At 69.5% G+C, this 24,057-nt stretch carries 19 protein-coding genes; 13 read left to right on the forward strand and 6 right to left on the reverse strand.

Annotated elements, in window-relative coordinates:
• The first annotated feature begins 11 nt into the window (after positions 1-11).
• The 4 genes from ACZ7CF_RS19395 to ACZ7CF_RS19410 are packed head-to-tail and all read left to right on the forward strand — an operon-like array spanning position 12 to position 3,296.
• Positions 12-1,094, forward strand: a complete 1,083-nt coding sequence (locus ACZ7CF_RS19395; protein WP_360395169.1) for an ABC transporter ATP-binding protein — start codon at positions 12-14, stop codon at positions 1,092-1,094.
• The gene (locus tag ACZ7CF_RS19400; RefSeq protein ID WP_360395171.1) at positions 1,091-1,729 is read left to right on the forward strand and encodes an ABC transporter permease; all 639 of its coding nucleotides are present in this window, start codon (positions 1,091-1,093) and stop codon (positions 1,727-1,729) included. The genes ACZ7CF_RS19395 and ACZ7CF_RS19400 overlap by 4 nt, the downstream gene beginning before the upstream one ends.
• Positions 1,730-1,737: 8 nt before the next feature.
• Positions 1,738-2,400: an ABC transporter permease gene (locus tag ACZ7CF_RS19405; protein WP_360395174.1), complete on the forward strand. Its 663-nt coding sequence runs from the start codon at positions 1,738-1,740 to the stop codon at positions 2,398-2,400.
• Positions 2,397-3,296 carry an ABC transporter substrate-binding protein gene (locus ACZ7CF_RS19410; RefSeq protein ID WP_360395177.1) on the forward strand — a complete coding sequence of 300 codons (900 nt, stop codon included), beginning with the start codon at positions 2,397-2,399 and terminating at the stop codon, positions 3,294-3,296. The genes ACZ7CF_RS19405 and ACZ7CF_RS19410 overlap by 4 nt, the downstream gene beginning before the upstream one ends.
• Positions 3,297-3,363: 67 nt before the next feature.
• Here the strand turns inward: ACZ7CF_RS19410 and ACZ7CF_RS19415 are convergent, their stop codons facing one another.
• On the reverse strand, positions 3,364-4,149 hold the full coding sequence (locus ACZ7CF_RS19415) for an IclR family transcriptional regulator (RefSeq protein WP_360395180.1): 786 nt from the start codon (positions 4,147-4,149) through the stop codon (positions 3,364-3,366).
• Positions 4,150-4,262: 113 nt separating this feature from the next.
• Between ACZ7CF_RS19415 and ACZ7CF_RS19420 the strand changes: the two genes are divergently transcribed.
• The 8 genes from ACZ7CF_RS19420 to ACZ7CF_RS19455 all read left to right on the forward strand — a co-directional run bounded on the left by ACZ7CF_RS19420 (position 4,263) and on the right by ACZ7CF_RS19455 (position 13,461).
• Positions 4,263-4,790, forward strand: a complete 528-nt coding sequence (locus tag ACZ7CF_RS19420) for a SigE family RNA polymerase sigma factor (protein ID WP_360395183.1) — start codon at positions 4,263-4,265, stop codon at positions 4,788-4,790.
• Complete coding sequence (locus tag ACZ7CF_RS19425; RefSeq protein ID WP_470370176.1) at positions 4,787-5,695, forward strand: hypothetical protein; 909 nt, start codon at positions 4,787-4,789, stop codon at positions 5,693-5,695. The genes ACZ7CF_RS19420 and ACZ7CF_RS19425 overlap by 4 nt, the downstream gene beginning before the upstream one ends.
• Before the next feature lie 72 nt (positions 5,696-5,767).
• Positions 5,768-7,273, forward strand: a complete 1,506-nt coding sequence (gene hutH / locus ACZ7CF_RS19430) for a histidine ammonia-lyase (RefSeq protein WP_470370177.1) — start codon at positions 5,768-5,770, stop codon at positions 7,271-7,273.
• Positions 7,270-8,931: a urocanate hydratase gene (hutU, locus tag ACZ7CF_RS19435; RefSeq protein ID WP_360395191.1), complete on the forward strand. Its 1,662-nt coding sequence runs from the start codon at positions 7,270-7,272 to the stop codon at positions 8,929-8,931. Before hutH ends, hutU begins: the two co-directional genes overlap by 4 nt.
• Positions 8,931-10,100: an allantoate amidohydrolase gene (locus ACZ7CF_RS19440; protein WP_470370178.1), complete on the forward strand. Its 1,170-nt coding sequence runs from the start codon at positions 8,931-8,933 to the stop codon at positions 10,098-10,100. Before hutU ends, ACZ7CF_RS19440 begins: the two co-directional genes overlap by 1 nt.
• Complete coding sequence (locus tag ACZ7CF_RS19445) at positions 10,097-11,371, forward strand: formimidoylglutamate deiminase (protein ID WP_470370179.1); 1,275 nt, start codon at positions 10,097-10,099, stop codon at positions 11,369-11,371. Before ACZ7CF_RS19440 ends, ACZ7CF_RS19445 begins: the two co-directional genes overlap by 4 nt.
• The gene (gene hutI, locus ACZ7CF_RS19450; protein WP_470370180.1) at positions 11,368-12,516 is read left to right on the forward strand and encodes an imidazolonepropionase; all 1,149 of its coding nucleotides are present in this window, start codon (positions 11,368-11,370) and stop codon (positions 12,514-12,516) included. The genes ACZ7CF_RS19445 and hutI overlap by 4 nt, the downstream gene beginning before the upstream one ends.
• A 63-nt stretch (positions 12,517-12,579) precedes the next feature.
• Positions 12,580-13,461, forward strand: a complete 882-nt coding sequence (locus tag ACZ7CF_RS19455; protein ID WP_470370181.1) for a hypothetical protein — start codon at positions 12,580-12,582, stop codon at positions 13,459-13,461.
• A gap of 123 nt (positions 13,462-13,584) precedes the next feature.
• Here the strand turns inward: ACZ7CF_RS19455 and ACZ7CF_RS19460 are convergent, their stop codons facing one another.
• Positions 13,585-14,760, reverse strand: a complete 1,176-nt coding sequence (locus tag ACZ7CF_RS19460) for a S8 family peptidase (RefSeq protein WP_360395206.1) — start codon at positions 14,758-14,760, stop codon at positions 13,585-13,587.
• Between the two features lie 199 nt (positions 14,761-14,959).
• Between ACZ7CF_RS19460 and ACZ7CF_RS19465 the strand changes: the two genes are divergently transcribed.
• The gene (locus tag ACZ7CF_RS19465) at positions 14,960-15,952 is read left to right on the forward strand and encodes an aldo/keto reductase (RefSeq protein WP_470370182.1); all 993 of its coding nucleotides are present in this window, start codon (positions 14,960-14,962) and stop codon (positions 15,950-15,952) included.
• A 6-nt stretch (positions 15,953-15,958) separates the two neighbouring features.
• Here ACZ7CF_RS19465 and ACZ7CF_RS19470 read toward each other — a convergent pair whose 3' ends face one another.
• From ACZ7CF_RS19470 to ACZ7CF_RS19485, 4 genes are all read right to left on the reverse strand, one after another.
• Complete coding sequence (locus ACZ7CF_RS19470; protein WP_470370183.1) at positions 15,959-18,652, reverse strand: NACHT domain-containing protein; 2,694 nt, start codon at positions 18,650-18,652, stop codon at positions 15,959-15,961.
• Positions 18,653-18,682: 30 nt separating this feature from the next.
• The gene (locus ACZ7CF_RS19475) at positions 18,683-18,862 is read right to left on the reverse strand and encodes a DUF6104 family protein (RefSeq protein ID WP_030471325.1); all 180 of its coding nucleotides are present in this window, start codon (positions 18,860-18,862) and stop codon (positions 18,683-18,685) included.
• Positions 18,863-18,942: 80 nt separating this feature from the next.
• Positions 18,943-22,674, reverse strand: a complete 3,732-nt coding sequence (locus tag ACZ7CF_RS19480) for a multifunctional oxoglutarate decarboxylase/oxoglutarate dehydrogenase thiamine pyrophosphate-binding subunit/dihydrolipoyllysine-residue succinyltransferase subunit (protein ID WP_470370184.1) — start codon at positions 22,672-22,674, stop codon at positions 18,943-18,945.
• Positions 22,675-22,974: 300 nt separating this feature from the next.
• Complete coding sequence (locus tag ACZ7CF_RS19485) at positions 22,975-23,793, reverse strand: hypothetical protein (RefSeq protein WP_470370185.1); 819 nt, start codon at positions 23,791-23,793, stop codon at positions 22,975-22,977.
• Between the last annotated feature and the right edge of the window lie 264 nt (positions 23,794-24,057).

Here is a 24,057-nt window from a genome sequence, read left to right on the forward strand (position 1 = left end):
GGATCCGAAGGGTGATCGAGTTCCGGGCCGTCACCAAGCGGTTCGAGGACGGGACCATCGCTGTCGATCAGCTCGACCTCGTGGTCGAGGCGGGCACCATCACGGTGTTCGTCGGTCCTTCCGGATGTGGCAAGACGACGTCGCTGCGCATGGTCAACCGCATGATCGACCCCACCTCGGGCACGATCCTGGTCGACGGCGAGGACGTGCTCGAGGTCGACCCGCCCACGTTGCGGCGCGGCATCGGCTACGTCATCCAGCAGGCCGGGCTGTTCCCGCACCGCACCGTCCTCGACAACGTCGCCACGGTGCCGCTGCTGTCCGGTTGGGACAGACGCAAGGCCCGCACGCGCGCCGCGGAGCTGCTGGAGATCGTCGGGCTGGACCCGAGCTTCGGCAAGCGGTACCCGGCGCAGCTCTCCGGCGGCCAGCAGCAGCGCGTCGGCGTCGCCCGCGCGCTCGCCGCCGACCCGCCGGTGCTGCTGATGGACGAGCCGTTCAGCGCCGTCGACCCGGTCGTGCGCGAGGACCTGCAGAACGAGCTGCTGCGGTTGCAGGCCGAGCTCGACAAGACCATCGTGTTCGTCACCCACGACATCGACGAGGCGCTCAAGCTCGGCGAACGGGTCGCCGTGTTCCAGACCGGCGGCCACCTGGCGCAGTACGCGCGGCCGGCCGAGCTGCTGAGCGCGCCCGCCAACGACTTCGTGGCGTCGTTCGTCGGCAGGGACCGCGGCTACCGCACCCTGACGTTCCTGCACGCGGACGTGCCCGTGCACCCCGTCGCCACCGCCAGGATCGGCGAACGCGTCACCGTCACCGACTGGACGCTCGCCGTCGACGAACAGAACAGGCCGAAGGGCTGGCTGTCCGGAGTGGACGGTGAGGTGCTGGTCAGCGAGGACCACCTCGTCTCCGGCGGGTCCCTCTACGACGGCGGCTCGTTGCGCGGCGCGCTCGACGCGGCGCTCAGCTCGCCGTCCGCGCTCGGCGTCACCGTCGACGGCTCCGGCGCGGTGATCGGCGTCGTGCGGGCCGACGACGTGATCAAGGCCCTCGCGAAGGCCCGCGCGGCGGGTGAGGTCCCCAAGTGAACTGGATTTTCGAGAACTGGGAGAAGTTCTGGGAAGTCACGGAGGTTCACGTCCGGCTCGCCCTCCTGCCGGTGGTGATCGGGTTCGTGCTCTCGATCCCGCTCGGGTGGTGGGCCAGCCGGTCGCAGCCGGCGCGCGCGGTGCTGTTCCCGCTCTCCAACATCCTGTTCACGATCCCGTCCATCGCGCTGATCGTGATCACGCCGGTGCTGCTCGGCGTGCAGATCCTCGACGAGATCAACGTCATCGTGCCGCTGGTGGTCTACACGGTGGCGCTGATGGTGCGCTCGGTCGCCGACGCGCTCGCCGCGGTGCCCGGCAACGTGGTGGCGGCGGCGAACGCGATGGGCTACCGGCCGTTGCGCCGGTTCCTCACCGTCGAGTTCCCGCTGGCGCTGCCGGTCACGGTGGCGGGCCTGCGGGTCGCGACGGTGTCGAACATCAGCATGGTCAGCGTCGGCGCGCTCGTCGGCCTCGGCGGGTACGGCCAGCTCTTCACCGAGGGCTACCAGAACGACCACACCGAGAAGGTCGTCGCGGGCCTCATCGGCACGGTGGTGCTGGCGGTGCTCGCGGACGGGGTGCTGCTGCTGGCCGGACGGCTGCTCACGCCGTGGGCACGGGTGGGGAGGTGAGCTGAGCGATGGGCTGGCTCTTCGACCCCGCGCACTGGAGCGGTGAGACCGGGATTCCGGTGCGGCTGCTGGAACACCTCGGGTTCACGTTCTTCACGCTGCTGATCGCGGCCGTGATCGCCGTGCCGCTCGGTGCGTTCGTCGGCCACACCGGCCGCGGCGGGTTCGTCGTCGTCGGGCTGTCGAACGCGCTGCGGGCGCTGCCGACGACGGCGGTGCTGATCCTCGTCGTGCTGTGGGCGGGGCTGGGCGACTTCCCCGTGTACGTCGCGCTGGTGCTGCTGGCGATCCCGCCGATCATGGCGGGCGCGTACGCGGGCATCCGCGCGGTGGACCCGGCGATCGTCGACGCCGCGCGCGGTGTCGGCATGCGCGAGTCGGGCGTGCTGCTGAAGGTGGAGATCCCGAACGCGCTTCCCCTGATCTACGGCGGTTTCCGGGGCGCCGCGCTCCAGGTCGTCGCCACGGCCACCATCGCCGCCTACACCGGCGCGGGTGGTCTGGGCAGGTTCGTCTTCGACGGCCTCGCCCTCCAGGAATTCGGTCAGATGCTCGCCGGCGCGGTGCTCGTCGCACTGCTCGCCGTCCTCGTCGACCTGGCGTTCGCCGGCCTGCAACGGCTGACGGTCTCGCCAGGGCTGCGTCCAGTGGGAACCGGAGGAAAGAAATGAAGCGCATCGCCACGGCTGTTGCTGCGGTCGTGCTCCTGTCGGCGTGCGGTGGTGACCCGTTGTCCGGCGGAGGTGGCAACAACCCGGCCCCGACGGACACGATCGTCGTGGGCTCCGGCAACTTCCCGGAGTCCCGCCTGCTCGCCGAGATCTACGCGGAAGCCCTGTCCGCCAAGGGCGTCAAGGTCTCCAAGAAGCTCAACATCGGCAACCGGGAGCTGTACTTCAAGGGCGTCCAGGACGGTTCCATCGACCTGATCCCCGAGTACACCGGCGTGTTGCTCAAGCACGTCAACAAGAACGCGACCGAGGTGGCCGCGGAAGAGGTCTACACGGCGCTGAAGAAGTCGCTGCCGCAGGGCCTGACCGTGCTGGACAAGTCCGCGGCCGAGGACAAGGACGCGGTCGTCGTCACCAAGCAGACCGCTGCCCAGTACAGCCTCAAGTCGATCGAGGACCTCGTCCCGTACTGCAAGGAGATGGTCTTCGGCGGCCCGCCGGAGTTCCAGACCCGTCCCGACGGCCTGCCCGGCCTGAAGGAGAAGTACAACTGCGAGTTCAAGTCCTTCAAGGCGCTCGACGTCGGCGGCCCGGTCACCGTCGCGGGCCTGAAGGACGGCACGGTGCAGGCCGCCGACCTCTTCACCACCGACACCGCCATCTCGGCCAACGAGTTCGTGGCGCTGGAGGACCCGAAGAGCGTGTTCGCGGCGCAGAACGTGCTGCCGCTGATCAACGAGAAGAAGGCGTCGGAGCAGGTCCGCGGGATTCTCAACGGCATCTCGAAGAAGCTCGACACGAAGACGCTGCTCGACCTGAACGCCAAGCTGGCGGCACCGGACAAGCCGGAGCCGGACAAGGTCGCGAAGGACTGGCTGGCCTCGGTCGGCCTCTGACGCTCTGCCTCTCGGGCGTCTGCAAGTACTACCAACAGCGTGTTGGTAGTACTTGCAGACGCCCTTGTCACGTGTGCGCCGCGTGACCGCCGATCCGCAGCGTCAGCTCCTCGGCGGCCTTGCGGACCTCCTTCGCCAGGTCCGGCCACGTCTGACCGCACGGCGTGTCGCACAGGTGGCGGAACGTCAGCGTGATCGCCGCGATCGGGCGCTCGCCGTGGTCGAACACCGGGGCCGCCACCGAGGCGAAGCCGGCCGTCACGAACCCGTCCTCGACCGCCCAGCCCTGGCGTCGTTCGACGGTCAGCAGCCGCCGCAGCGCCGGGAGGTTGTGCGGGCCGCGGCCGGTGCGGTCGACGAACGCCGCCACCGAGGGGAACACCGCCCTGACCTGCGCCGGGGGTAGGTGGGCGAGCATCGCGCGGCCGGAGGCGGTCAGGTGGGCGGGCAGGCGGACGCCGACGTCGGAGACGATCGACTGGGGTTGCCGGGGCTGTTCGCGGACCAGGTACAGCGCCTCCGAGCCGTGCAGGACGCCCAGGTGGGCGACCTTCTCCATCCGGTCGGCGAGCTTGCGCAGCAACGGGCGCGCGAGCCGTTCCAGCGGGTCGTGGCGCAGGTAGGCGGAGCCGAGCTCGAACGACGCGACGCCCAGGCCGTACCGCTTCTCCTCGGGGAAGTGCGTCGCGAAACCGGCCTCGGTCAGCTCCGAGAGCAGGTGGTAGGTCGTTGACCTGGGCAGGTTGAGCTCACGCGCCACCGACGCCGCGGAGACCGGGCCCGGACGGCCGGCCAGCAGGCGCAGGACCGCGAGCCCTCGCCGCAACGCGGGAACATCACTGCTGCTGCCCACACCGGTGATTTTCCCACGTGATCCAGCCCACGCCGATCCGCCGTCAGTGCACACTCAACAGAACGGGCCGCGGGTGCGTTGGAGTGGTGTGACGGTTTTGAAGGGGGTCGGGATTGACACCGAGTTTCGATGACTTCGTGGCAGAACAGGTGACCCCGTTGCTGCGCTACGCCACCGTGCTCACGTGCGACCCACACCTGGCCCAGGACGTGGTCCAGGAAGTCCTGCTGCGCGCGCAGCAGAAGTGGGACCGCATCGGTTCAGTCGACCTCCCTCACGCCTACGTCAAGCGCATGGTGACCAACGAGTACCTCTCGTGGCGCAGACGCAGGGCCGCCAAGGACGTCGCCCTCTGCACGACCACCCTGGAGTCCGTCACACCGCCGGTCGGGGACACGACGCACCACTACGACGAGCGGGAAGCCATGTTGCAGCGGATCGCCAGGCTGCCCCGCAAACAGCGGGCGGCCGTGGTGCTCCGCTACTACGAGAACTACGAGGACTCGGAGATCGCACAGATGCTCGGTTGTGCCGAGGGAACCGTGCGCAGCCACATCTCACGTGCGCTGGCCACACTCCGGATGGACCACACGCCGCAGCCCGCTGGTGTCGGGTTGCGGCTCGGGGAGGGCCTGTCGTGAACGACACCGAACAGCTGATCAAGGAGGCGCTCGGCCAGCTCGCCGAACGCACCCCGCACCCCGGACCGACGTTGAACGCGCTGCGCCGCAAGCGCAAAAGGCAGCGCAACGTCTTCCTCATCGCCACCGCCGGAGTCGCCGCCGTCGCCGTCCTGATCTTCACGGGACTCGTCGCGAGCGAGCGGTACACCCCGCCGAACCCGAACGACGCCGCCGCGGCGCTCGCGCAGGACGCCGGCAAGGACGTTCCGTTCAAGTACGCACCGCACTGGCTGCCGGCCGGGTTCGTCGAGAGCCTCCGCGCCACGAACGCGGGGCCCACCAGGGTGTGGGGGCCCGCGGGCGCCGCGCCCTACGGCAACCCGGGCCTCGTGCTCAGGGTGCACGGCGAGATGCCGGACGTCCGCGGGTGGGACCTGACCCGTGTTCGCGGCCTGGAGGCCAGGGTGCAGGTCAGGGGTGACGCCGCCACCGTCGTCTGGCAGGCGCAGGACGTCCTGGACGTGTCCGTGACCGGGGTGGGCGACGCGCGGGAGATCGCCCTGCGCGTGGCCGAGTCGGTGCGGGCCGACGCCAAGATCACGCACGCGCCGCCGTTCAAGCTCGACGGCAGGTACGCCGAGGTCGTGCGCGGCACCGCGCCGGACAGGTGGCACTCGTCGCTGGGCAGGAACTCGGTGTCCGTGCAGGTGGCGACGGACAAGCCGGAGCTGCCCGCGCCGAACGAACCGCTGACCGTGCGCGGCAAGCAGGGCGTGCGCAACGGCAACACCGTGGCGGTCCAGGACGGCGGCCTGTGGATCTCGGCGACGGCCGGCTCCTGGTCCGACGAGCTGGTCGAGCTGGTCAACGAGGTCGAGGTCGTCGAGCAGCCGGACACGGCCTGGATCGGCCGCGGCCTGTAGGCGTCTGGAGTCCCAGACACGATCGAGCGCTCCGGGGTCGCTGAGGCGGTCCCGGAGCGCTGTGATGTCTGCATGACACAACCGGTGGAGCTGGGTCCGAAGCCGCTGACCCTGGAGGACGTCCACGCCGTCGCCCGCGACGGTGCGCCGGTGGCTATCACCGAGGCGGCCCGCGAGGCGGTCAGCACGGCCCGCGGCCACATCGAGCAGCTCGCCACGGCCGAACGCCCCACCTACGGCGTCTCGACCGGGTTCGGCGCGCTCGCCGTCCGGCACATCCCGCCGGACCGCCGCGCCCAGCTGCAGCGTTCGCTGATCCGCTCGCACGCGGCCGGCTCCGGCCCCGAGGTGGAGCGCGAGGTCGTGCGGGCGCTGATGCTGCTGCGGCTGCGCACCCTCGCGACCGGCCACACCGGTGTCCGGCTGTCCACCGTCGACGCGATGGCCGGGATGCTGAACGCCGGCATCACGCCGGTGGTGCACGAGTTCGGCTCGCTGGGCTGTTCCGGCGACCTGGCGCCGCTGTCGGCGAGCGCGCTCGCGCTGATGGGCGAGGGCATGGTCCGCACCGCGGCCGGCGAGCTCGTCCCGGCCGCCGACGCGCTCAGGGCCGCGGGCATCGAGCCGGTGCGGCTGGCCGAGAAGGAAGGCCTCGCGCTCATCAACGGCACCGACGGCATGCTCGGCATGCTGTCGCTCGCGATCGCCGACCTGACCAGGCTGCTCGACGTCGCCGACCTCACCGCCGCGATGAGCGTCGAGGCCCTGCTCGGCACCGACCGCGTCTTCGAGCCGGAGCTGCACGCGCTGCGCCCGCACCCCGGTCAGAACCTCTCGGCGGCCAGGATGCTCGCGTTCCTGCGGGACTCCGAGATCGTCGCCTCGCACCGCGGCCCCGACTGCACCCGCGTGCAGGACGCGTACTCGCTGCGCTGCTCCCCGCAGGTGCACGGCGCCGCCCGCGACACCGTGGCGTACGCGGCGACGGTGGCCGACCGCGAGCTGTCGTCGGTCGTCGACAACCCGGTGGTGCTGGCCGACGGCCGGGTCGAGTCCAACGGCAACTTCCACGGCGCGCCCGTCGCGTACGTGCTGGACTTCCTCGCCATCCCGGTCGCGGACGTTGCCTCGATCGCCGAGCGCCGCACCGACCGCATGCTCGACGTCTCCCGCTCGCACGGCCTGCCGCCGTTCCTCGCAGACGACCCCGGTGTCGACTCGGGCCACATGATCGCCCAGTACACCCAGGCGGCGATCGTGTCCGAGCTCAAGCGCCTGGCCGTGCCCGCCTCCGTCGACTCCATCCCGTCGTCGGCGATGCAGGAGGACCACGTGTCGATGGGCTGGTCCGCCGCGCGCAAGCTGCGCAAGGCCGTGGACGGGCTCACGACCGTGCTGGCCGTCGAACTGCTCACCGCCGCGCGGGCCCTCGACCTGCGCGCGCCCCTCAAGCCCGCCCCCGCGACCGCCGCCGCCGTGGCGAAGCTGCGCGAGACCGTCCAGGGCCCCGGCCCCGACCGCCACCTCGCGCCCGAGATCGCCGCCGCCGAGGCCCTGATTCGAAGTGGAGCTCTGTGATGACCACCGTTCGCGCCGACCGCGGCACCGAACTGACCGCGAAGAGCTGGCCGACCGAGGCCGCACTGCGGATGTTCCACAACAACCTCGACCCCGACGTCGCCGAGCGCCCCGAGGACCTCGTGGTCTACGGCGGCACCGGCAAGGCGGCGCGCGACTGGCCGTCGTTCGAGGCGATCTCGCGTGAGCTGAGGAACCTGGAGGCCGACGAGACGCTGCTCGTGCAGTCCGGCCGCCCGGTCGGCGTCATGCGCACGCACGAGTGGGCGCCGCGGGTGCTCATCGCGAACTCGAACCTCGTGCCGGACTGGGCGAACTGGCCCGAGTTCCGCCGCCTGGAGGCCGAGGGCCTCACGATGTACGGGCAGATGACCGCCGGGTCGTGGATCTACATCGGCACCCAGGGCATCCTGCAGGGCACGTTCGAGACGTTCGCCGCCGTCGCCACCAAGCGCTTCAACGGCACGCTCAAGGGCACGCTGACCGTCACCGCGGGCCTCGGCGGCATGGGTGGCGCGCAGCCGCTCGCCGTGACGATGAACGAGGGCGTCGCGCTGTGCGTCGAGGTCGACCCGCACCGCGCCCAGCGCCGCCTGGAGACCCGCTACCTCGACGAGATCGCGGACGACCTGGACTCGGCGATCGAACGGGTGCTGGCCGCGAAGGCCGCCGGTGAGGCCGTGTCCGTCGGCGTCGTGGGCAACGCGGCGGAGGTCCTGCCCGAGCTGCTGCGCCGCGAGGTCCCCGTCGACATCGTCACGGACCAGACCTCGGCGCACGACCCGCTGGCGTACCTGCCGGTCGGCGTCCCGCTCGACGAGTGGCAGGACTACGCGGCGGCGAAGCCGGACGAGTTCACCGACCGCGCGCGCAAGTCGATGGCCGACCACGTCGAGGCCATGGTCGGGTTCCTCGACCGCGGCGCCGAGGTGTTCGACTACGGCAACTCGATCCGCGGTGAGGCGCAGCTCGGCGGCTACGACCGGGCGTTCGCGTTCCCCGGCTTCGTGCCCGCCTACATCCGGCCGCTGTTCTGCGAGGGCAAGGGCCCGTTCCGCTGGGCCGCGCTGTCCGGCGACCCGGCCGACATCGCGAAGACCGACAGGGCGATCCTGGAGCTGTTCCCGGAGAACGAGCAGCTGCACCGCTGGATCAAGATGGCCGGTGAGCGGGTCGAGTTCCAGGGCCTGCCCGCCCGCATCTGCTGGCTCGGCTACGGCGAACGGCACCTGGCGGGCCTCAAGTTCAACGAGATGGTCGCCTCCGGTGAGCTGTCCGCGCCGATCGTCATCGGCCGCGACCACCTCGACTGCGGCTCGGTCGCCTCGCCGTACCGCGAGACCGAGGCGATGGCCGACGGCTCCGACGCGATCGCCGACTGGCCGCTGCTGAACGCCCTGGTCAACACGGCCTCGGGTGCGACGTGGGTGTCGCTGCACCACGGTGGTGGCGTGGGCATCGGGCGGTCCATCCACGCCGGCCAGGTCACCGTCGCCGACGGCACCGAGCTGGCCGCGCAGAAGATCGAGCGCGTGCTGACCAACGACCCCGGCATGGGCGTCATCCGGCACGTGGACGCCGGGTACGACGAGGCGAAGACCGTGGCCGCGGACAAGGGCGTCCGCATCCCGATGATGCACAGTCCGGTGGAGGGTTGATGCTCGACCAGATCGCGGACGTCGGCAGGGACTCTAAGCGCGGCGGCTACTCGCGGCACGGGTACGACAAGCCCGAGCTGGAGCTGCGGCACTGGTTCGTGGAGCAGGCGGTCCGGCGCGGTCTCGGCGTGGAGACCGACCGGAACGGCAACCTGTGGGCGTGGTGGGGCGAGCCCGGCGACGACGCGCTCGTCACCGGCAGCCACCTCGACTCCGTGCCCGGTGGCGGCGCGTTCGACGGCCCGCTCGGCGTCACGTCGGCGCTGGAGGCCGTTGACCTGTTGCAGGCCAAGGGCTTCCAGCCCGCACGACCGTTCGCGATCGCGGTCTTCGCCGAGGAGGAGGGCGGCCGGTTCGGTGTCGCCTGCCTCGGCAGCAGGCTCCTGACCGGGGCCATCCCGCCCGGGAAGGCGCTGGCGCTCAAGGACCCGGACGGCGTCACGCTGGCCGAGGCCATGAAGGCGGCCGGCCACGACCCGGACCTGGTCGGGCGCGACGAACGGGCGTTGCGGCGCATCGGCCGGTTCGTCGAGCTGCACGTCGAACAGGGTCGCGGCCTCACCGTGCCGGTGGGCGTGGCCAGCCGCATCCTCGCGCACGGCCGGTGGCGCTTCACGTTCTCCGGCGAGGGCAACCACGCCGGGGCGACGTTGATCGAGGACCGCCGCGACCCGATGCTCCCCGCGTCCCGGCTCGTCCTCGCCGCCAGGAAGGCGGCCAGGGGTGGCGGCCGTGCCACCGTGGGAAGGCTCGTCCCCAACCCCGGTGGCACCAACGTCATCGCGTCCACCGTGGACGTCTGGCTCGACGCGCGGGACAGCGACGACGCACGCACCCGCGCGATGGTCGCGGAGATCTCCGAGGCAGCCCGCCAGGCGGCCGAGGAGGAGGGCTGCGAGCTGCGGATCACCGAGGAGTCGTACGGCGACACGGTGCACTTCGACAGCGCGCTGCGGGACGACATCGCGGGTGCGCTCGGCGGCGTTCCGGCGTTGCCGACGGGGGCGGGCCACGACGCCGGCATCCTCGCCGCCCACGTGCCGACGGCGATGCTGTTCGTGCGCAACCCGACCGGCGTGAGCCACGCGCCGGAGGAGTTCGCCGAGCAGGCCGACGTCGACGAGGGCGTGCGCGCCCTCGCCGCCACGATCGAACACCTCGGGTCATGAACTTCTGGTGCGAGCGGGCCTGGTTGCCCGACGGCCTCGCGGACCGGGTGCTGATCAGGGTCGAGGACGGGAAGATCGCGAGTGTGTCCACCGTGGACACGATCCCGCTGGGCGTGCGCCGGTTGTACGGCGTCGTCGTGCCGGGCTTCGCGAACGCCCACTCGCACGCGTTCCACCGCGCGCTCCGCGGCCGTACGCACGACGGCGGCGGCACGTTCTGGACGTGGCGCGAGGGCATGTACGCGCTCGCGTCCAAGCTGACGCCGCAGTCCTACTACCGCCTGGCCCGCGCGGTCTACGCGGAGATGGCGCTCGCCGGGGTCTCGGCCGTCGGCGAGTTCCACTACGTGCACGACCGCTCGAACGAGTTCGGGTACGCGCTGCGGGAGGCCGCGGCGGACGCGGGCATCCGGCTCACCCTGCTCGACACCTGCTACCTCGCCGGCGGCATCGACCAGCCGGTCAACGAGGTGCAGCAGCGGTTCTCCGACGGCACCGCCGAGGCGTGGGCGAACCGCGTCGCGGAGCTGAAGGCCGACGACGTGATGCTGGTCGGTGCCGCGATCCACTCCGTGCGGGCCGTCCCGCGCGCGGAGCTTCCCGTGGTGGCGCAAGCGTTTCCGGACGCGCCGCTGCACGTGCACCTCTCCGAGCAGCCCGCGGAGAACGAGTCCTGCCTCGCGGCCTACGGCCTGACGCCGACCGCGTTGCTGGCCGAGGCGGGGGCGCTGGGCCCGCGCACCACCGCCGTGCACGCCACCCACCTCACGGCAGAGGACATCGCCACCCTGGGCGGCACCGGCACCGGCGCGTGCTTCTGCCCGACCACCGAGGCCGACCTGGCCGACGGCATCGGACCGGCCCGCGAGCTCGCCGACGCGGGCAGCCCGCTGTCACTGGGCAGCGACCAGCACGCCGTCGTCGACCCGCTGCTCGAAACGCGCGCGCTGGAGCACGGCGAACGCCTCCGCACCGGGCAGCGCGGCCGGTTCTCGCCGGTCGAGCTGCGCGCCGCCGCCACCCGGCACTCGGCGCTCGGCCGCGACGGCGGGCGGATCGAACCGGGCGCGCCCTGCGACCTGGTGGCGATCAGCTGCTCGACCCCGCGCACCGCCGGGTCGTTGCCGGAGCAGGTGTTCCTGTCCGCGACGGCGTCCGACGTGGACACCGTGGTGGTCGGCGGCCGGGTGGTGGCCTCCGGTGGCGTGCACGAGACCCTGGGAGACGTCGGCCGGCTGCTGGCGTCCGCGATCGAGGAGCTGTGGGCATGAGCGTGTTGATCACCGGCATCGGTGAGCTCACCACGAACACCGACGACACCGGGGACGCGCTGGTCGTCGACGGCGACCGGATCGCGTGGGTCGGGTCCGCCGCGCACGCCCCCGCCGCCGACGTGAAGGTCGACGTCGAGGGCCGAGCGGTGCTGCCCGGCTGGGTCGACTCGCACACCCACCTGGTCTTCGCGGGCGACCGCACCGCCGAGTTCGGCGCGCGCATGGCCGGCCAGCCCTACACCGCGGGCGGCATCGCGGTCACCGTCGGCGCGACCCGCGGGGCGTCGGACCAGGAGCTGTCCGAGGGGGTGCGCCGGCACGTCGCCGAGGCGTTGCGGCAGGGCACCACGTTCCTGGAGACCAAGACCGGTTACGGCCTGAACGTCCGCGACGAGGTGCGGTCGGCCCGCATCGCCGCCGAGCACGTCGAGGAGGTCACGTTCCTCGGTGCCCACCTCGTCCCGCCCGGCGAGGACGCCGACACCTACGTCGACCTGGTGCGCGGCGAGATGCTCGACGCCGTGGCGCCGCTGGTGCGCTGGGCCGACGTGTTCTGCGAGAAGGGCGCGTTCGACCACGACCAGTCCAGGGCGGTGCTGCTCGCGGCACGGGAGAAGGGCCTCGGCCTGCGCGTGCACGGCAACCAGCTCGGCGAGGGCCCCGGCGTCCGGCTGGCCGTCGAGCTCGGCGCCGCCTCCGTCGACCACTGCACCTACCTGTCGGCCGCCGACGTCGACGCGCTGGCGTCGTCGGACACGGTCGCCACGCTGCTGCCGGCCTGCGACCTGTCCACCCGCCAGCCGCTGCCCCCGGCACGGGCCCTGCTCGACGCGGGCGCGACCGTGGCGCTGGCCAGCAACTGCAACCCCGGCTCGTCCTACACCTCGTCGATGGCGTTCTGCGTGGCGACCGCGGTGCTGCAGATGTTCCTGAGCGTCGAGGAGGCCGTCCGCGCCGCCACGCTCGGCGGTGCGCTGGCCCTGCGCCGCGACGACGTCGGCGTGATCCGCGCCGGTGCCCGCGCCGACCTGCACGTGCTGGACGCGCCGTCGATCACCCACCTCGCCTACCGGCCCGGCGTGCCGCTCACGCACGCCGTCTGGAAGAACGGCGAACAGGTGATCTGGCACCGAACGAGGTAGCGATCTTGTAACCCTCCGGGTGGGCCTACTGGCGCAGGGCCCGGCGGCCGTATGGTTCCACCCGTGGCGGATTTCGCGGACGCGCTGACCAGGGCCGTCGACGACAGCGGGCTCAGCCTCGAACGGATCCAGCACCACCTGGCCGCCCGCGGCATGCAGGTGAGCGTGTCGACGCTCAGCTACTGGCGCCGCGGCCGCAGCCGCCCGGAACGCCCCGAGTCGCTGAAGGTCGTCACGGCGCTGGAGGAGCTCCTCGGGCTTGCGGACGGCCACCTCACCGACCGCCTCGGCGACAAGCGCCCCCGCGGCCGCTGGGTCGGGCAGGCGATGTCGCTGGAGGACATGTGGGACTCGCGGGCCACCGACCTCGGTGAGGTCATGGCGCGGATCGACCGCCTGCAACCCACCGCGTCGACCTACCTGACCGTGCGCGACCGGCAGGTGATCGGGCCGGACCGGCGTGAGGTCGAGATGCACTGCACCGGTGTCGTGCAGGCACTGGAGGACGGGGTCGACCGGTTCCTCGCGATCCAGCTGGCCGACGCCACCGACCTCGGTGTCGCGACGGTCGAGGCGGGTCCGCCGTGCCGGCTCGGGCGCGTGCGCAGCGACGACACCACCGGGTTCCTCGTCGCGGAGATCCTGTTCGACCGGATGCTGCGGGCGGGGGAGACCGCCCTGGTCGACTACACGGCCAAGATGCGGCCCGGCGCGGAGAGCGAGGTCTGCGACCGGCGGTTCCTGCGGCCGGTGGGCGACTACGTGCTGCAGATCGACTTCCACCCCGACGCCGTGCCCGCGCGGTGCTTCGAGTTCACCCGGCCCTCGCTGCACGAACCGGAGACCGCGGTGTCGGACCTGTGGATCGGGACCACCGCGTCCACCCACATCCACGTGCGCAACGCGAAGCCGGGCATCTACGGAGTGCGGTGGGAGTGGGACTAGTACCCACTCCCACCGCGAGGCGCCCCCGGTGGATCGACGCTCACGGCCGAGCCGCATTCGGCCGGAGCATCAAGGGCGCAGGATGGCCGTCGCCGGTGCAGGGAGTGACGACGACGGCATGTCTCACACCTTCAGCAGCAGGTTCGGCGAACCGGTCCTGGTGTCGGTGAGCTTGTTCGGCGTCGCCGCGCCGACCAGTGCGTTGCGCACCTGGGCGGGCGTCGCCGACGGGTTGGCGCTCAGGTACAGCGCCGCGGCACCCGCCACGTGCGGGGAGGCCATCGAGGTGCCGCCCATCGAGCGCGTGCCGGTGTCGCTGCTGTGCGACGCGGACACGATCTCGCTGCCCGGCGCCCAGATGTCCAGGCACCGGCCGTAGTTCGACGAGCCCGCCGACCAGATCGACCGCCGGTCGTTGCGGTCCGACGCACCCACGGTGATCGCCTCGGGGGTGCGGGCGGGGGTGAAGCCGCACGCGTCCTGGCCGCTGTTGCCGCCGGCGAGCACGTAGGTGGTGCCGGAGCTGATCGAGCGCCGCACCGCGTTCTCCAACGAGCTGTTCGTGCCGCTGCCACCGAGGCTCATGTTCACCACGGCCGGCTTCTTCGCGTTCTGCGTGACCCAGTCGATCGCGCGGATGATGCCGTCCCACGGGCCGCTGCCCGCGCAGTCGAGCACCCGCACGCCGACGAGCTTCACCTGCTTGGCAACGCCGTAGGACTTACCGCCGACGGTGCCCGCGACATGTGTTCCGTGGCCGTTGCAGTCCTGCGCCACTGAATCGTTGTCGATGAAGTCGTAACCGTCCGAGGCGCGGTTCTCGAAATCGACGTGCGTTTTGCGGATGCCGGTGTCGAGAATGTACGCCGTCACGTTCCCGGCGGTGTTCGGGTAGGTGTAGGAGCGGTTCAGCGGCAGGCTCGCCTGGTCGATCCGGTCGAGTCCCCAGGTCGGGTTGGCCTGGGTGCCCTGGATCGTCGCGAACGTGTTGCGCTCGACGAAGTCGACGGCGGGGTCGGCCGCCAGCCTGCGGGCCTGCTGCTCGGACAGACCGGCCACGGAGAAGCCGTTCAGCGCGGTCGTGAAGGTGTGCCGGACCGTGCCGCGGTAGCGGGAGGCCAGCGTCGCGGCAGGGGTGTGCGCGCCGTCCTTCAGCACCACGATGTAGCTGCCCTCGACGGCCTTCTCGCCGGCACCGGGCAGCACGGCCTGCTCAGCGACCGCGGTGGGCGCCCAGATCGCCGTGGAAGCGATGCCGAGTGCCGCCGCAACCGCCACACGACCTCGTTGTCGTGCCATTGGTTCCTCCTGGCAGGGAATGAACTTGGGGAACGTGACGAACTTAACCGCACCAACGGGTGAAATGGGAGGTTCGAAAATTCAGCCGGCAATACTGTCAAAACTGTGGCCGAGCTGTGGCGGCTGTGAAAGGCCGCGCCGGGCGCACCTGGAGCAGCTCCACGTGGCCAAGCACTGCCGGGAGGGGCAGGGTTGAGCCATGGACTACACGAACCTCGGCCGCAGCGGCCTCTCTGTCTCCCGCCTGTGCCTCGGCACCATGAACTTCGGCCCCGAGACGACCGAGGCCGACAGCCACGCGATCATGGACCGCGCCCACGAGCACGGCTTGAACTTCTTCGACACCGCCAACGTCTACGGCTGGAAGATGGGCGAGGGCGTCACCGAGCAGATCATCGGCCGGTGGTTCGCGCAGGGCGGTGGCCGGCGCGAGAAGACCGTCATCGCCACCAAGCTCTACGGCAGCATGGGCGAGTGGCCGAACGAGACGAAGCTGTCGGCGTTGAACATCCGCCGCGCCGCCGACGCCTCGTTGAAGCGCCTGCAGACCGACTACATCGACCTGTACCAGATGCACCACGTCGACCGGGACACGCCGTGGGACGAGATCTGGGAGGCCTTCTCGGTCCTGCGCCAGCAGGGCAAGGTCATCTACTTCGGCTCGTCGAACTTCGCCGGCTGGCACCTCGCCCAGGCGCAGGAGGCCGCGCGCACCCGCAGGTTCCTCGGCCTGGTGTCCGAGCAGTCGATCTACAACCTGATGACCCGCTGGATCGAGCTGGAGGTGCTGCCGGCCGCGCGCCACTACGGCCTCGGCGTCATCCCGTGGTCACCGCTGCACGGCGGCCTGCTCGGCGGCGTGCTGCGCAAGCAGCGCGAGGGCGGCGCCTCCCGCAGCGCCTCCGGCCGTTCCTCGGACGCGCTGGAGAAGCACCGCGACGCCATCGACGCCTACGAGAAGCTCTGCGCGGAGATCGGTGAGGACCCGGCGAACGTCGGTCTCGCGTGGCTGCTGCACCAGGAGGGCGTGACCGCGCCGATCATCGGCCCGCGCACCGGCGAGCAGCTCGACAGCTCACTGCGAGCGGCGGAGCTGAAGCTCGACGCGGACGTTCTCTCGAAGCTCGACGAACTCTTCCCCGCCCCCGCTCCCAACGGCTCCAAGCCGGCCCCAGAGGCCTACGCCTGGTGATGCCGATCAGTCAGTAGCCAGGAGGATCGTCTCGTTCGCGGGGAGCCTGCCGTCGGCGCGTCGTTGCATGACCGACACGCCGACGGCGATCCACCAGAAATCTGATTCGTTTCTAGCGGTTTCTTCCGACAGGCAGATCGCGGCGATCCGCAACTCGGCCGCTAGTGTCGGTGTGAGCGGAGTGGCTCGAGAGAGCGCCTTCTCCGCTACAGCGGCGAAGTTCATGACTGAGCGTTTTCCCCAACGGCTCATCGGTGCAGTCCGTACCGCTGTGATTGAGGCGGCTATCAAGCTGGGGATCGCCAGGTAGTTGCCGCTTCCCTTGCGACGGATCACGTCGACGAAAGCCCGTGGGAAACTTTCCGCGAAAGCGGCTCTTGATTGGGCGTCCGAGCGTTTGAGCGCTTCATTGATCGTGCGGCCCACCGCAGCTGCGTAGTCGGTGGTTGGAGGGTGTTCAAAATTCAGGGTTTCAAGCTCGAGGTAGGGGAGGTAAAGATTTTGGGCGCCGTCGTGCGCAATTCTTGCTCGGTATGCGCAATCTGTCACGTCAGGTAACAGGCTGAAATCTTTTTGTAAATCAGCATGTAGCTCTGCCAGTGTGATCCCGAACTGGGTGGACCGGCGAAGGACCCAATCTTCAGTTGTCGCCCCGTTGTCTTCTGCGGTCCATGGAAGCAGTGGACCTAGCTTTGTTGCCAGCGGTGACGACTTCAGCTCACTGTCGCTTGGCAGGCGAAAGGTCGTCTCGCTGGCGGTCTTGCTGTTGAGCCATGCGGCGAAGTCGAGTGCATCCTCAAGCCTTACTCCGCGAACGGGCTGGTCAGGAGCGTCCAAGGGCGCATCGGGCACGCATTGCGGGTGGGACTCGAGGAACAACTTGTAAATGTGCACGGGTACTGGACTGGCGCACAGGCGTGTTCCCTGCTCTGCGCGGACGAAGTTGTGCAAGTTCCGTTGCAATACGACAAAAATCATGAGCTCGCGTAGTTGGGTGTCGGCCTCCGGATCGGTCACGGTGTCCAGCATCCGGTCAAGTTCGGCTCGTAGTTCCGGTGCCAGTTCACTGCCTTGCTCGGCGCAGTCGAACGCCAGCGACAACGCGCGGATCGATCCCGAGTCCAAGCACGCCTGAACTATCGGATCGGCGCTCGTGCGCGCCACGTACAACAGAATCGTCTCACGCCACCACACGTCATCGACCTTGTCGACCAGTACACGGGTCAACTGCTTCTCCCGCACGTGATGAGCGGCAAGATATTCCTGAAAGGTCATGTGCGCGAAAGCGAAGGAATCCCGCTCACGTTCCAAAAGGAGTCCGTTGGACGTCATGTCGGCGAGGAAGCCGATCTCGTCCATGTCGCGTGCCATTCGCTTGAGGGACGTGCGGAACTCCGTCTCGATTTGTTCTCGGCTGATGTCGCGAAGCTTGCGGCTCATCATTGAAAAGGCGAGCCCGCTCAGGAGTGTCATCTTCTGTTCGCCATTCAGCTCTGACGAGAGCTTCTTGGCTTCCTGGCGCCGCCACAGCAGCACCTGGCAGATCTCACTGTAGAGATCAACGCGACTGCCGGGTAGCGCGCCCCGGAACTTGTGCACATTAGCGATCATGGTGAGCAACAAGGGGTTCACGGTCAGCTCGTAGAGTGCGGGGGTCTCGTGCAGTCGTTTAAGGAGGTCGGCCGCCTCGCTTTCGGCTCGGCGGGCCACCTCGGAGGACTTCTTGCCGGTGCTGCGCTGTTCGAACGCCAGGTACCAGCTCCGCGCGAACGTTGTGACTTGCTTGTCGGTGAAGCCGCGTACCTGCACGATGGCGGCGCCCGAGATTGGCGCCGATTGGTACCCGTGTGGACGAGACGTGATCACGAAGTCATTCGAGGGGTAGCGGTTTACCTGGCGCTCCACCCAGTCGGACACCTCGTGCCTGTTGTTCTGGTCCGCTACCTCGTCGAGCCCGTCGAGGAGAATTACGCATGAACCGGCGCGCAGCTTTCGCTCGAACCATCCAGTCGGGGCAGCCTTGTCGATCAGATCCGGTAGTGGAGTGCCATCTGTGATGGCCTGGAGGTGGTCGCGCAGGTAGAGCAGCACCGGAATCCTGCGGCGGCGGTGCCGTTGGCGGCACATGCGCAACGCGGTGTGGCGGAGCAACGTCGTCTTGCCGCAGCCGGGTGGGCCGATCACAGCGAGCACTGCAGGCTTCGACTGGTCAACAAGATCACCGATGAAATGCCTGTCCGGGTGGACTTGCGATCGTCCCAAGACGTCGGACGGGATCGTCGAGGGATCGCTGTACACGAGGCTTACGTCAACGAAGACCTCATCAAGTTCTGGCGTGTAGAAGCCTATTGTTGCAAGGCCTTTGAGGTCGATGTACCTCAAGTTGCCGAAGACGAAATCGCGGTAACGGCGCTCATAGCGCGACAGTCGTCGGCGAGCGCCCTCGTCGATCGTCTTCGCGAGGGGGTCTTTCCAGCGCTTGTTCAGCTCATCCGCAGTTCCGCCGACGAGCTTGCTCACGAAGCCGATACCGAGGATCACGGCCTCGTAGCCCACCAAAGCCGCGAGAGCCAGCGCTGGGTGCGTCTTCGCCCAAGTCTGCAGCGCTTGTAAGAAGGTGAACGCGGCGACCGGTGGAGCGATGGCCGCACCAAGCAGACCAAGGATCTTTCCCATGCCTTCTATTCGTTCTGAAGGCATGGGACGTCACCTTATTCGCCTCGGGTGGGACTAGTCCTCGAAGTCGTCGTCGTCGCGCGCCAGGAACGTGGCGAAGCGCTCGATCGGCGTCTCGAAGTCGGGGTTGGCGTCGACGAACTCCCGCAGCTTGTCGGCGAGCCACGCGAACGTGACCTCCTCCTCGCCGCGCCGCTTCTCGAGCTCCTCGATGCCGCGATCGGTGTGGTACATGGCCTGAACTCCTGTGAGGGCTGGAAAAACGAGCCGCCGGACCCAGTCGGATCCGGCGGCTCGTTCGGGCGTACCCGGGTTTACTCGAACGCGCGGTTGATGATCTCGCGCTGCTCGACCTCGTGCACCTTGCTCGAACCGGCCGACGGCGCGGCCATCGGGCGGCGCGACACCCGCTTCACACCGGACAGGTGCGCGGGCAGCAGCTCCGGCAGGGCGAGACCGTAGAACGGCCACGCACCCTGGTTCGCCGGCTCCTCCTGCACCCAGCGGATGTCCTTCGCGTTCGGGTAGCTCTCCAGGGTCTCGGTCAGCTTGCGGGCCGGGACCGGGTAGAGCTGCTCGACGCGCACGATCGCCACGTCGCTCGCCGCGCGCTTCTCCCGCTCCGAGTGGAGCTCGTAGGAGATCTTGCCGCTGCACAGCAGGACCTTCGTGACCGCGTTGCGGTCCTTGACGGTCGGGTCGTCCATCACCGACTGGAAGCGGTCGTTGATGAACTCGTCCGTGCCGCTGACGGCCGCCTTGAGGCGCAGCATCGACTTCGGCGTGAAGACGATCAGCGGCCGGTCGACGCCGTCGAGGGCGTGGCGGCGCAGCAGGTGGAAGTAGTTCGCCGGCGTCGACGGCACCGCGACGGTCATGGAGCCCTCGGCGCACAGCTGCAGCCAGCGCTCGATGCGGCCCGACGTGTGGTCGGGGCCCTGGCCCTCGTGGCCGTGCGGCAGCAGGATCACGACGTCGGAACGCTGACCCCACTTGGCCTCACCGGACGAGATGAACTCGTCGATGATCGGCTGCGCGCCGTTGACGAAGTCGCCGAACTGCGCCTCCCACAGCACCAGCGCCTGCGGGTTCGCCACCGAGTAGCCGTACTCGAAGCCGACCGCCGCGAACTCCGACAGCACCGAGTCGTAGACCATGAACTTGCCCTGGTCCGGCGACAGGTTCTGCAGCGGCGTGTACTCCTCGCCGGTCTTGCGGTCGATCAGGGTCGCGTGGCGCTGCACGAACGTGCCGCGGCGCGAGTCCTGGCCCGCCAGGCGGACCTTGCGGCCCTCCAGGGCGAGCGAGCCGAACGCGAGCAGCTCCGCGAACGCCCAGTCGATGCCGCCCTCGCGCGCCATCTTGGCGCGGCGGTCGAGCACCGGCTTGACGCGGGCGTGCGGCGTGAAGCCCTCCGGGAGGTTCACGTGCGCGTCGGCGATGTGCTCCAGCACCTCACGGGTGATGCCCGTGGGCAGCTTCGCCGGGACCTGCTGCTCGGACTCGACCGACGGGCTCGCGACGATCGGGTGCTTCTCGAGCTCGCGGACCTCGTTGAAGACGTGCTCCAGCTGGCTGGAGAAGTCCTGCAGCGCCTTCTCGGCCTCCTCGACCGTGATGTCGCCGCGGCCGATCAGGGACTCGGTGTAGGTCTTGCGCACCGAGCGCTTCTGGTCGATCACGTCGTACATCGCCGGCTGGGTCATCGAGGGGTCGTCGCCCTCGTTGTGACCGCGGCGGCGGTAGCAGACCATGTCGATCACGACGTCCTTGCGGAACCGCTGGCGGTAGTCGACAGCGAGCTTCGCGACCCAGTAGCAGGCCTCGGGGTCGTCACCGTTCACGTGGAAGATCGGCGAGCCGATCATCTTCGCGACGTCGGTCGAGTACTTCGACGACCGCGAGTGCTCCGGCGCGGTGGTGAAGCCGACCTGGTTGTTCACGACGATGTGGACCGTGCCACCGGTGCGGTAACCGCGCACCAGGGCCAGGTTCAGCGTCTCGGCCACGACGCCCTGACCGGCGAACGCCGCGTCACCGTGCATGGCGACCGGCAGCACCGGGAAGGTGTCGCCGCCGATGCCGATGAGGTCCTGCTTGGCGCGCACGATGCCCTCGAGCACCGGGTCGACCGCCTCCAGGTGCGACGGGTTCGCCGTCAGCGACACCTTGGTCTCGCCGTCGCCGAACATCCGGAAGTACTTGCCCTCGGCACCGAGGTGGTACTTCACGTCGCCGGAGCCGTGCGCCTGACCGGGGTCGAGGTTGCCCTCGAACTCGCGGAAGATCTGCGAGATCGGCTTGCCGACGATGTTCGCGAGGACGTTCAGGCGGCCGCGGTGCGGCATCGCGATGACGACCTCGTCGAGCTCGTGCTCGGCTGCCTTGTCCAGCACCGCGTCGAGCAGCGGGATGACGGTCTCGCCGCCCTCCAGCGAGAAGCGCTTCTGCCCGACGTACTTGGTCTGCAGGAACGTCTCGAACGCCTCAGCCGCGTTGAGCTTGCTGAGGATGTACTTCTGCACGGTGGCCGGGGGCTTCTCGTGCGGGACCTCGACGCGCTCCTGGATCCACTGCCGCTCCTCCGGCTCCAGGATGTGCATGTACTCGACGCCGACCGTGCGGCAGTACGAGTTGCGCAGCACACCGAGGATGTCGCGGAGCTTCATCCGCTCCTGGCCGGCGAACCCGCCGACCGGGAACTCCCGGTCGAGGTCCCACAGCGTCAGGCCGTGGCTCAGGACGTCGAGGTCCTGGTGGCTGCGCTGGCGGTAGTTCAACGGGTCCGTGTCGGCCATCAGGTGGCCGCGGGTGCGGAACGCGTCGATCAGCTCGATCACGCGGGCGGTCTTGTCGACGGCGCCCTCGGGGATGTCGGCGACCCAGCGGATGGGCTCGTACGGCAGCCGCAGCGACGCGAAGATGTCGTCGTAGAAGCCGTCCTCGCCGAGCAGCAGCTGGTGGATCCGCTTGAGGAACTCACCGGACTCCGCACCCTGGATGATGCGGTGGTCGTAGGTGCTGGTCAGCGTGATGATCTTGCTGACGCCCATGTCGGTGAGCGCCTGCTCGCTGGTGCCCTGGAAGTGCGCGGGGTACTCCATCGCGCCGACGCCGACGATCGTGCCCTGACCCGCGGTCAGCCGCGGCACCGAGTGGTTCGTGCCGATCGTGCCGGGGTTGGTCAGCGAGATCGTGGTGCCGGAGAAGTCCTCCGACGTGAGCGACCCACCGCGGGCCTTGCGGATCAGGTCCTCGTAGGCCTGCCAGAACTGCGTGAACGTCATGTTCTCGCAGCCCTTGACCGAGGCGACGACCAGCGTGCGCTGCCCGTCCTTGCCGGGCAGGTCGATCGCCAGGCCGAAGTTCACGTGCTCCGGCGTGACGACGAACGGCTTGCCGTCCACCTCGGCGTAGTGGCGGTTCATGTTCGGGAACGCCTGCAGCGCCCGCACGACCGCGTAGCCGATGACGTGGGTGAAGGAGACCTTCCCGCCACGCGTCCGCTTCAGGTGGTTGTTGATGACGATGCGGTTGTCGGCCAGCAGCTTGGCGGGCACGGCGCGCACGCTGGTCGCGGTCGGAACGGTGAGCGACAGCTCCATGTTCTTCGCGATGGCGGCGGCGGCACCGCGCAGCTGCTTCTGCTCGGGCTGCGCGCTCGGCGTGACCGGGGCGGCCTTCGCGGCCTGCTGCGGCGCCGGCTTGGCAGCCGCGGGCTTGGCGGCGGCGGCGGGCTTCGCGGCGGCGGGCTTGGCGGCCGCCGGCTTCGCGGCCGCGGGCTGCGGCGCGGCCTTGACCTCGGCCTTGGGTGCGGCCTGGGCTTTGCCGGTGTCAGCGGCAGGTGGCGTCACGGTCGTGGTGGTCGTCGTGCCACCCGCGCTCGCCGAGGCGGCGTTCCCGTTCCCGCCCGATCGCTTGTAGTCGGCAAAGAAGTCATGCCATGCCGGGTCTACGGATGACGGGTCCGCGAGGAACTGCTCGTACATCTCCTCGACGAGCCACTCGTTCGGCCCGAACTGTGACGCAGGACTGCTGCTGGACACGGCTGGCGCTCGCCTCTATCCATCTCGCTCTTGGTGGTGACTCATGCGGTAGTCAGGTTAGTCCCCTCAGCGTGGCCCTTCACACGCTGGAGGCACCTGGCAAGGAGTGCTCCGTCACAGGATCGATCAGGACGGCCTTCGCGTCACCCGCAGTTGAGCATCCCTTGAGGTGAAACTCGCTGTGAAGCATCCCATCGTGCTTTTCCACCGCGCTCCCGGACTGGGACGGGCACCGAACGCAGTGATCAGATCACGACGGGTACGACGACTTCGCTCAGAGGAATGATCCCGCTCTTCCGGTCAGCCGGCCGAACCGGTGATCGACTTGACCACGGCCTCGACGAACCGGTCCCTCGTCCGCTCAGGTACCCGGTCCAGCGACAGGTACGGGTTGAGGTCCTCCAGCTCGACCAGCAACAGCTCCCCGTCCCGCGTCCGGCACGCGTCGACCCGCTGGATGCCGTGCTCCAGCCCGTTCCACTCGACGAACCTCTCCGCGAACGCGAGGTCCGCACCGGTCGGCCGGTACTCGACCAGCTCCCAGCGCTGAGTGGGATCGGGTGCGTTCAACGCGTACTGGAACTCGCGGTCGACGTAGTAGAACGACACCTCGTATTCGAAGTCGACCTTCGGCTGGATCAGCATGTCGCTCTCGTCCCGGATTTTCTCGCGCGGGACGATTTCCAGCCCGTGAGAATCCGCTCCCGCTTTCGGCTTCACGACGTACAGCTCCGCCTCCGGCAACCGCCCGACGTCCGCGACCCGCTCCACCGTGGGAATGACCGGGAACCCCAGCGTGGTCAGGTCGACCAGGTACTGCTTGCCCGCCATGTCGCCCTTGCCGGTGAGCGGGTTGTAGACGGTGATGCCACTCGCCAGTGCCGCCTCCCTGAACTCCCGGTACGCCTCCGGGTAGTCGATCACCGGCCCGCTGTTGCGCACGACCACGACGTCGAACCCGCCACCGAGCAACGCGGCGGCGTCCCGGGGGTTGCACAGCGCGATGTCGAAGTGCTCGCGCAGGCGGGACGTCAGGTGGATGTCCTCGTCGCAGTACCGGCGGCCGCGGGCGGGGTAGGAGAGGTCGGTGACGTAGAGGACCTTGAGGCGACCGGGCACGGCGAGCTCCTGGGGGTGGGGGTGTTCGCTTTGTACGTGAGGACGGGGCCGATCACGAGGGTTTCGTGGGGGGCGCCACGGGCGGGGTTGGTGTTGTGGGGCGGGTGGCGGTCGGGGCGGAGGTTGCCGCGGAGCGGCGATGGACCCCGAACGCATGGTCCGTGGCTGTTCGACCTGGGTGCCGATGTGGCGGGCGACGTGCCCGGCCCGCATGCCGACGTGGCGGGTGACGTGGCCGACCGCTGTGCCGGCGTGACAGGCAAC

It is taken from the genome of Lentzea sp. NPDC036955, from assembly GCF_055608005.1.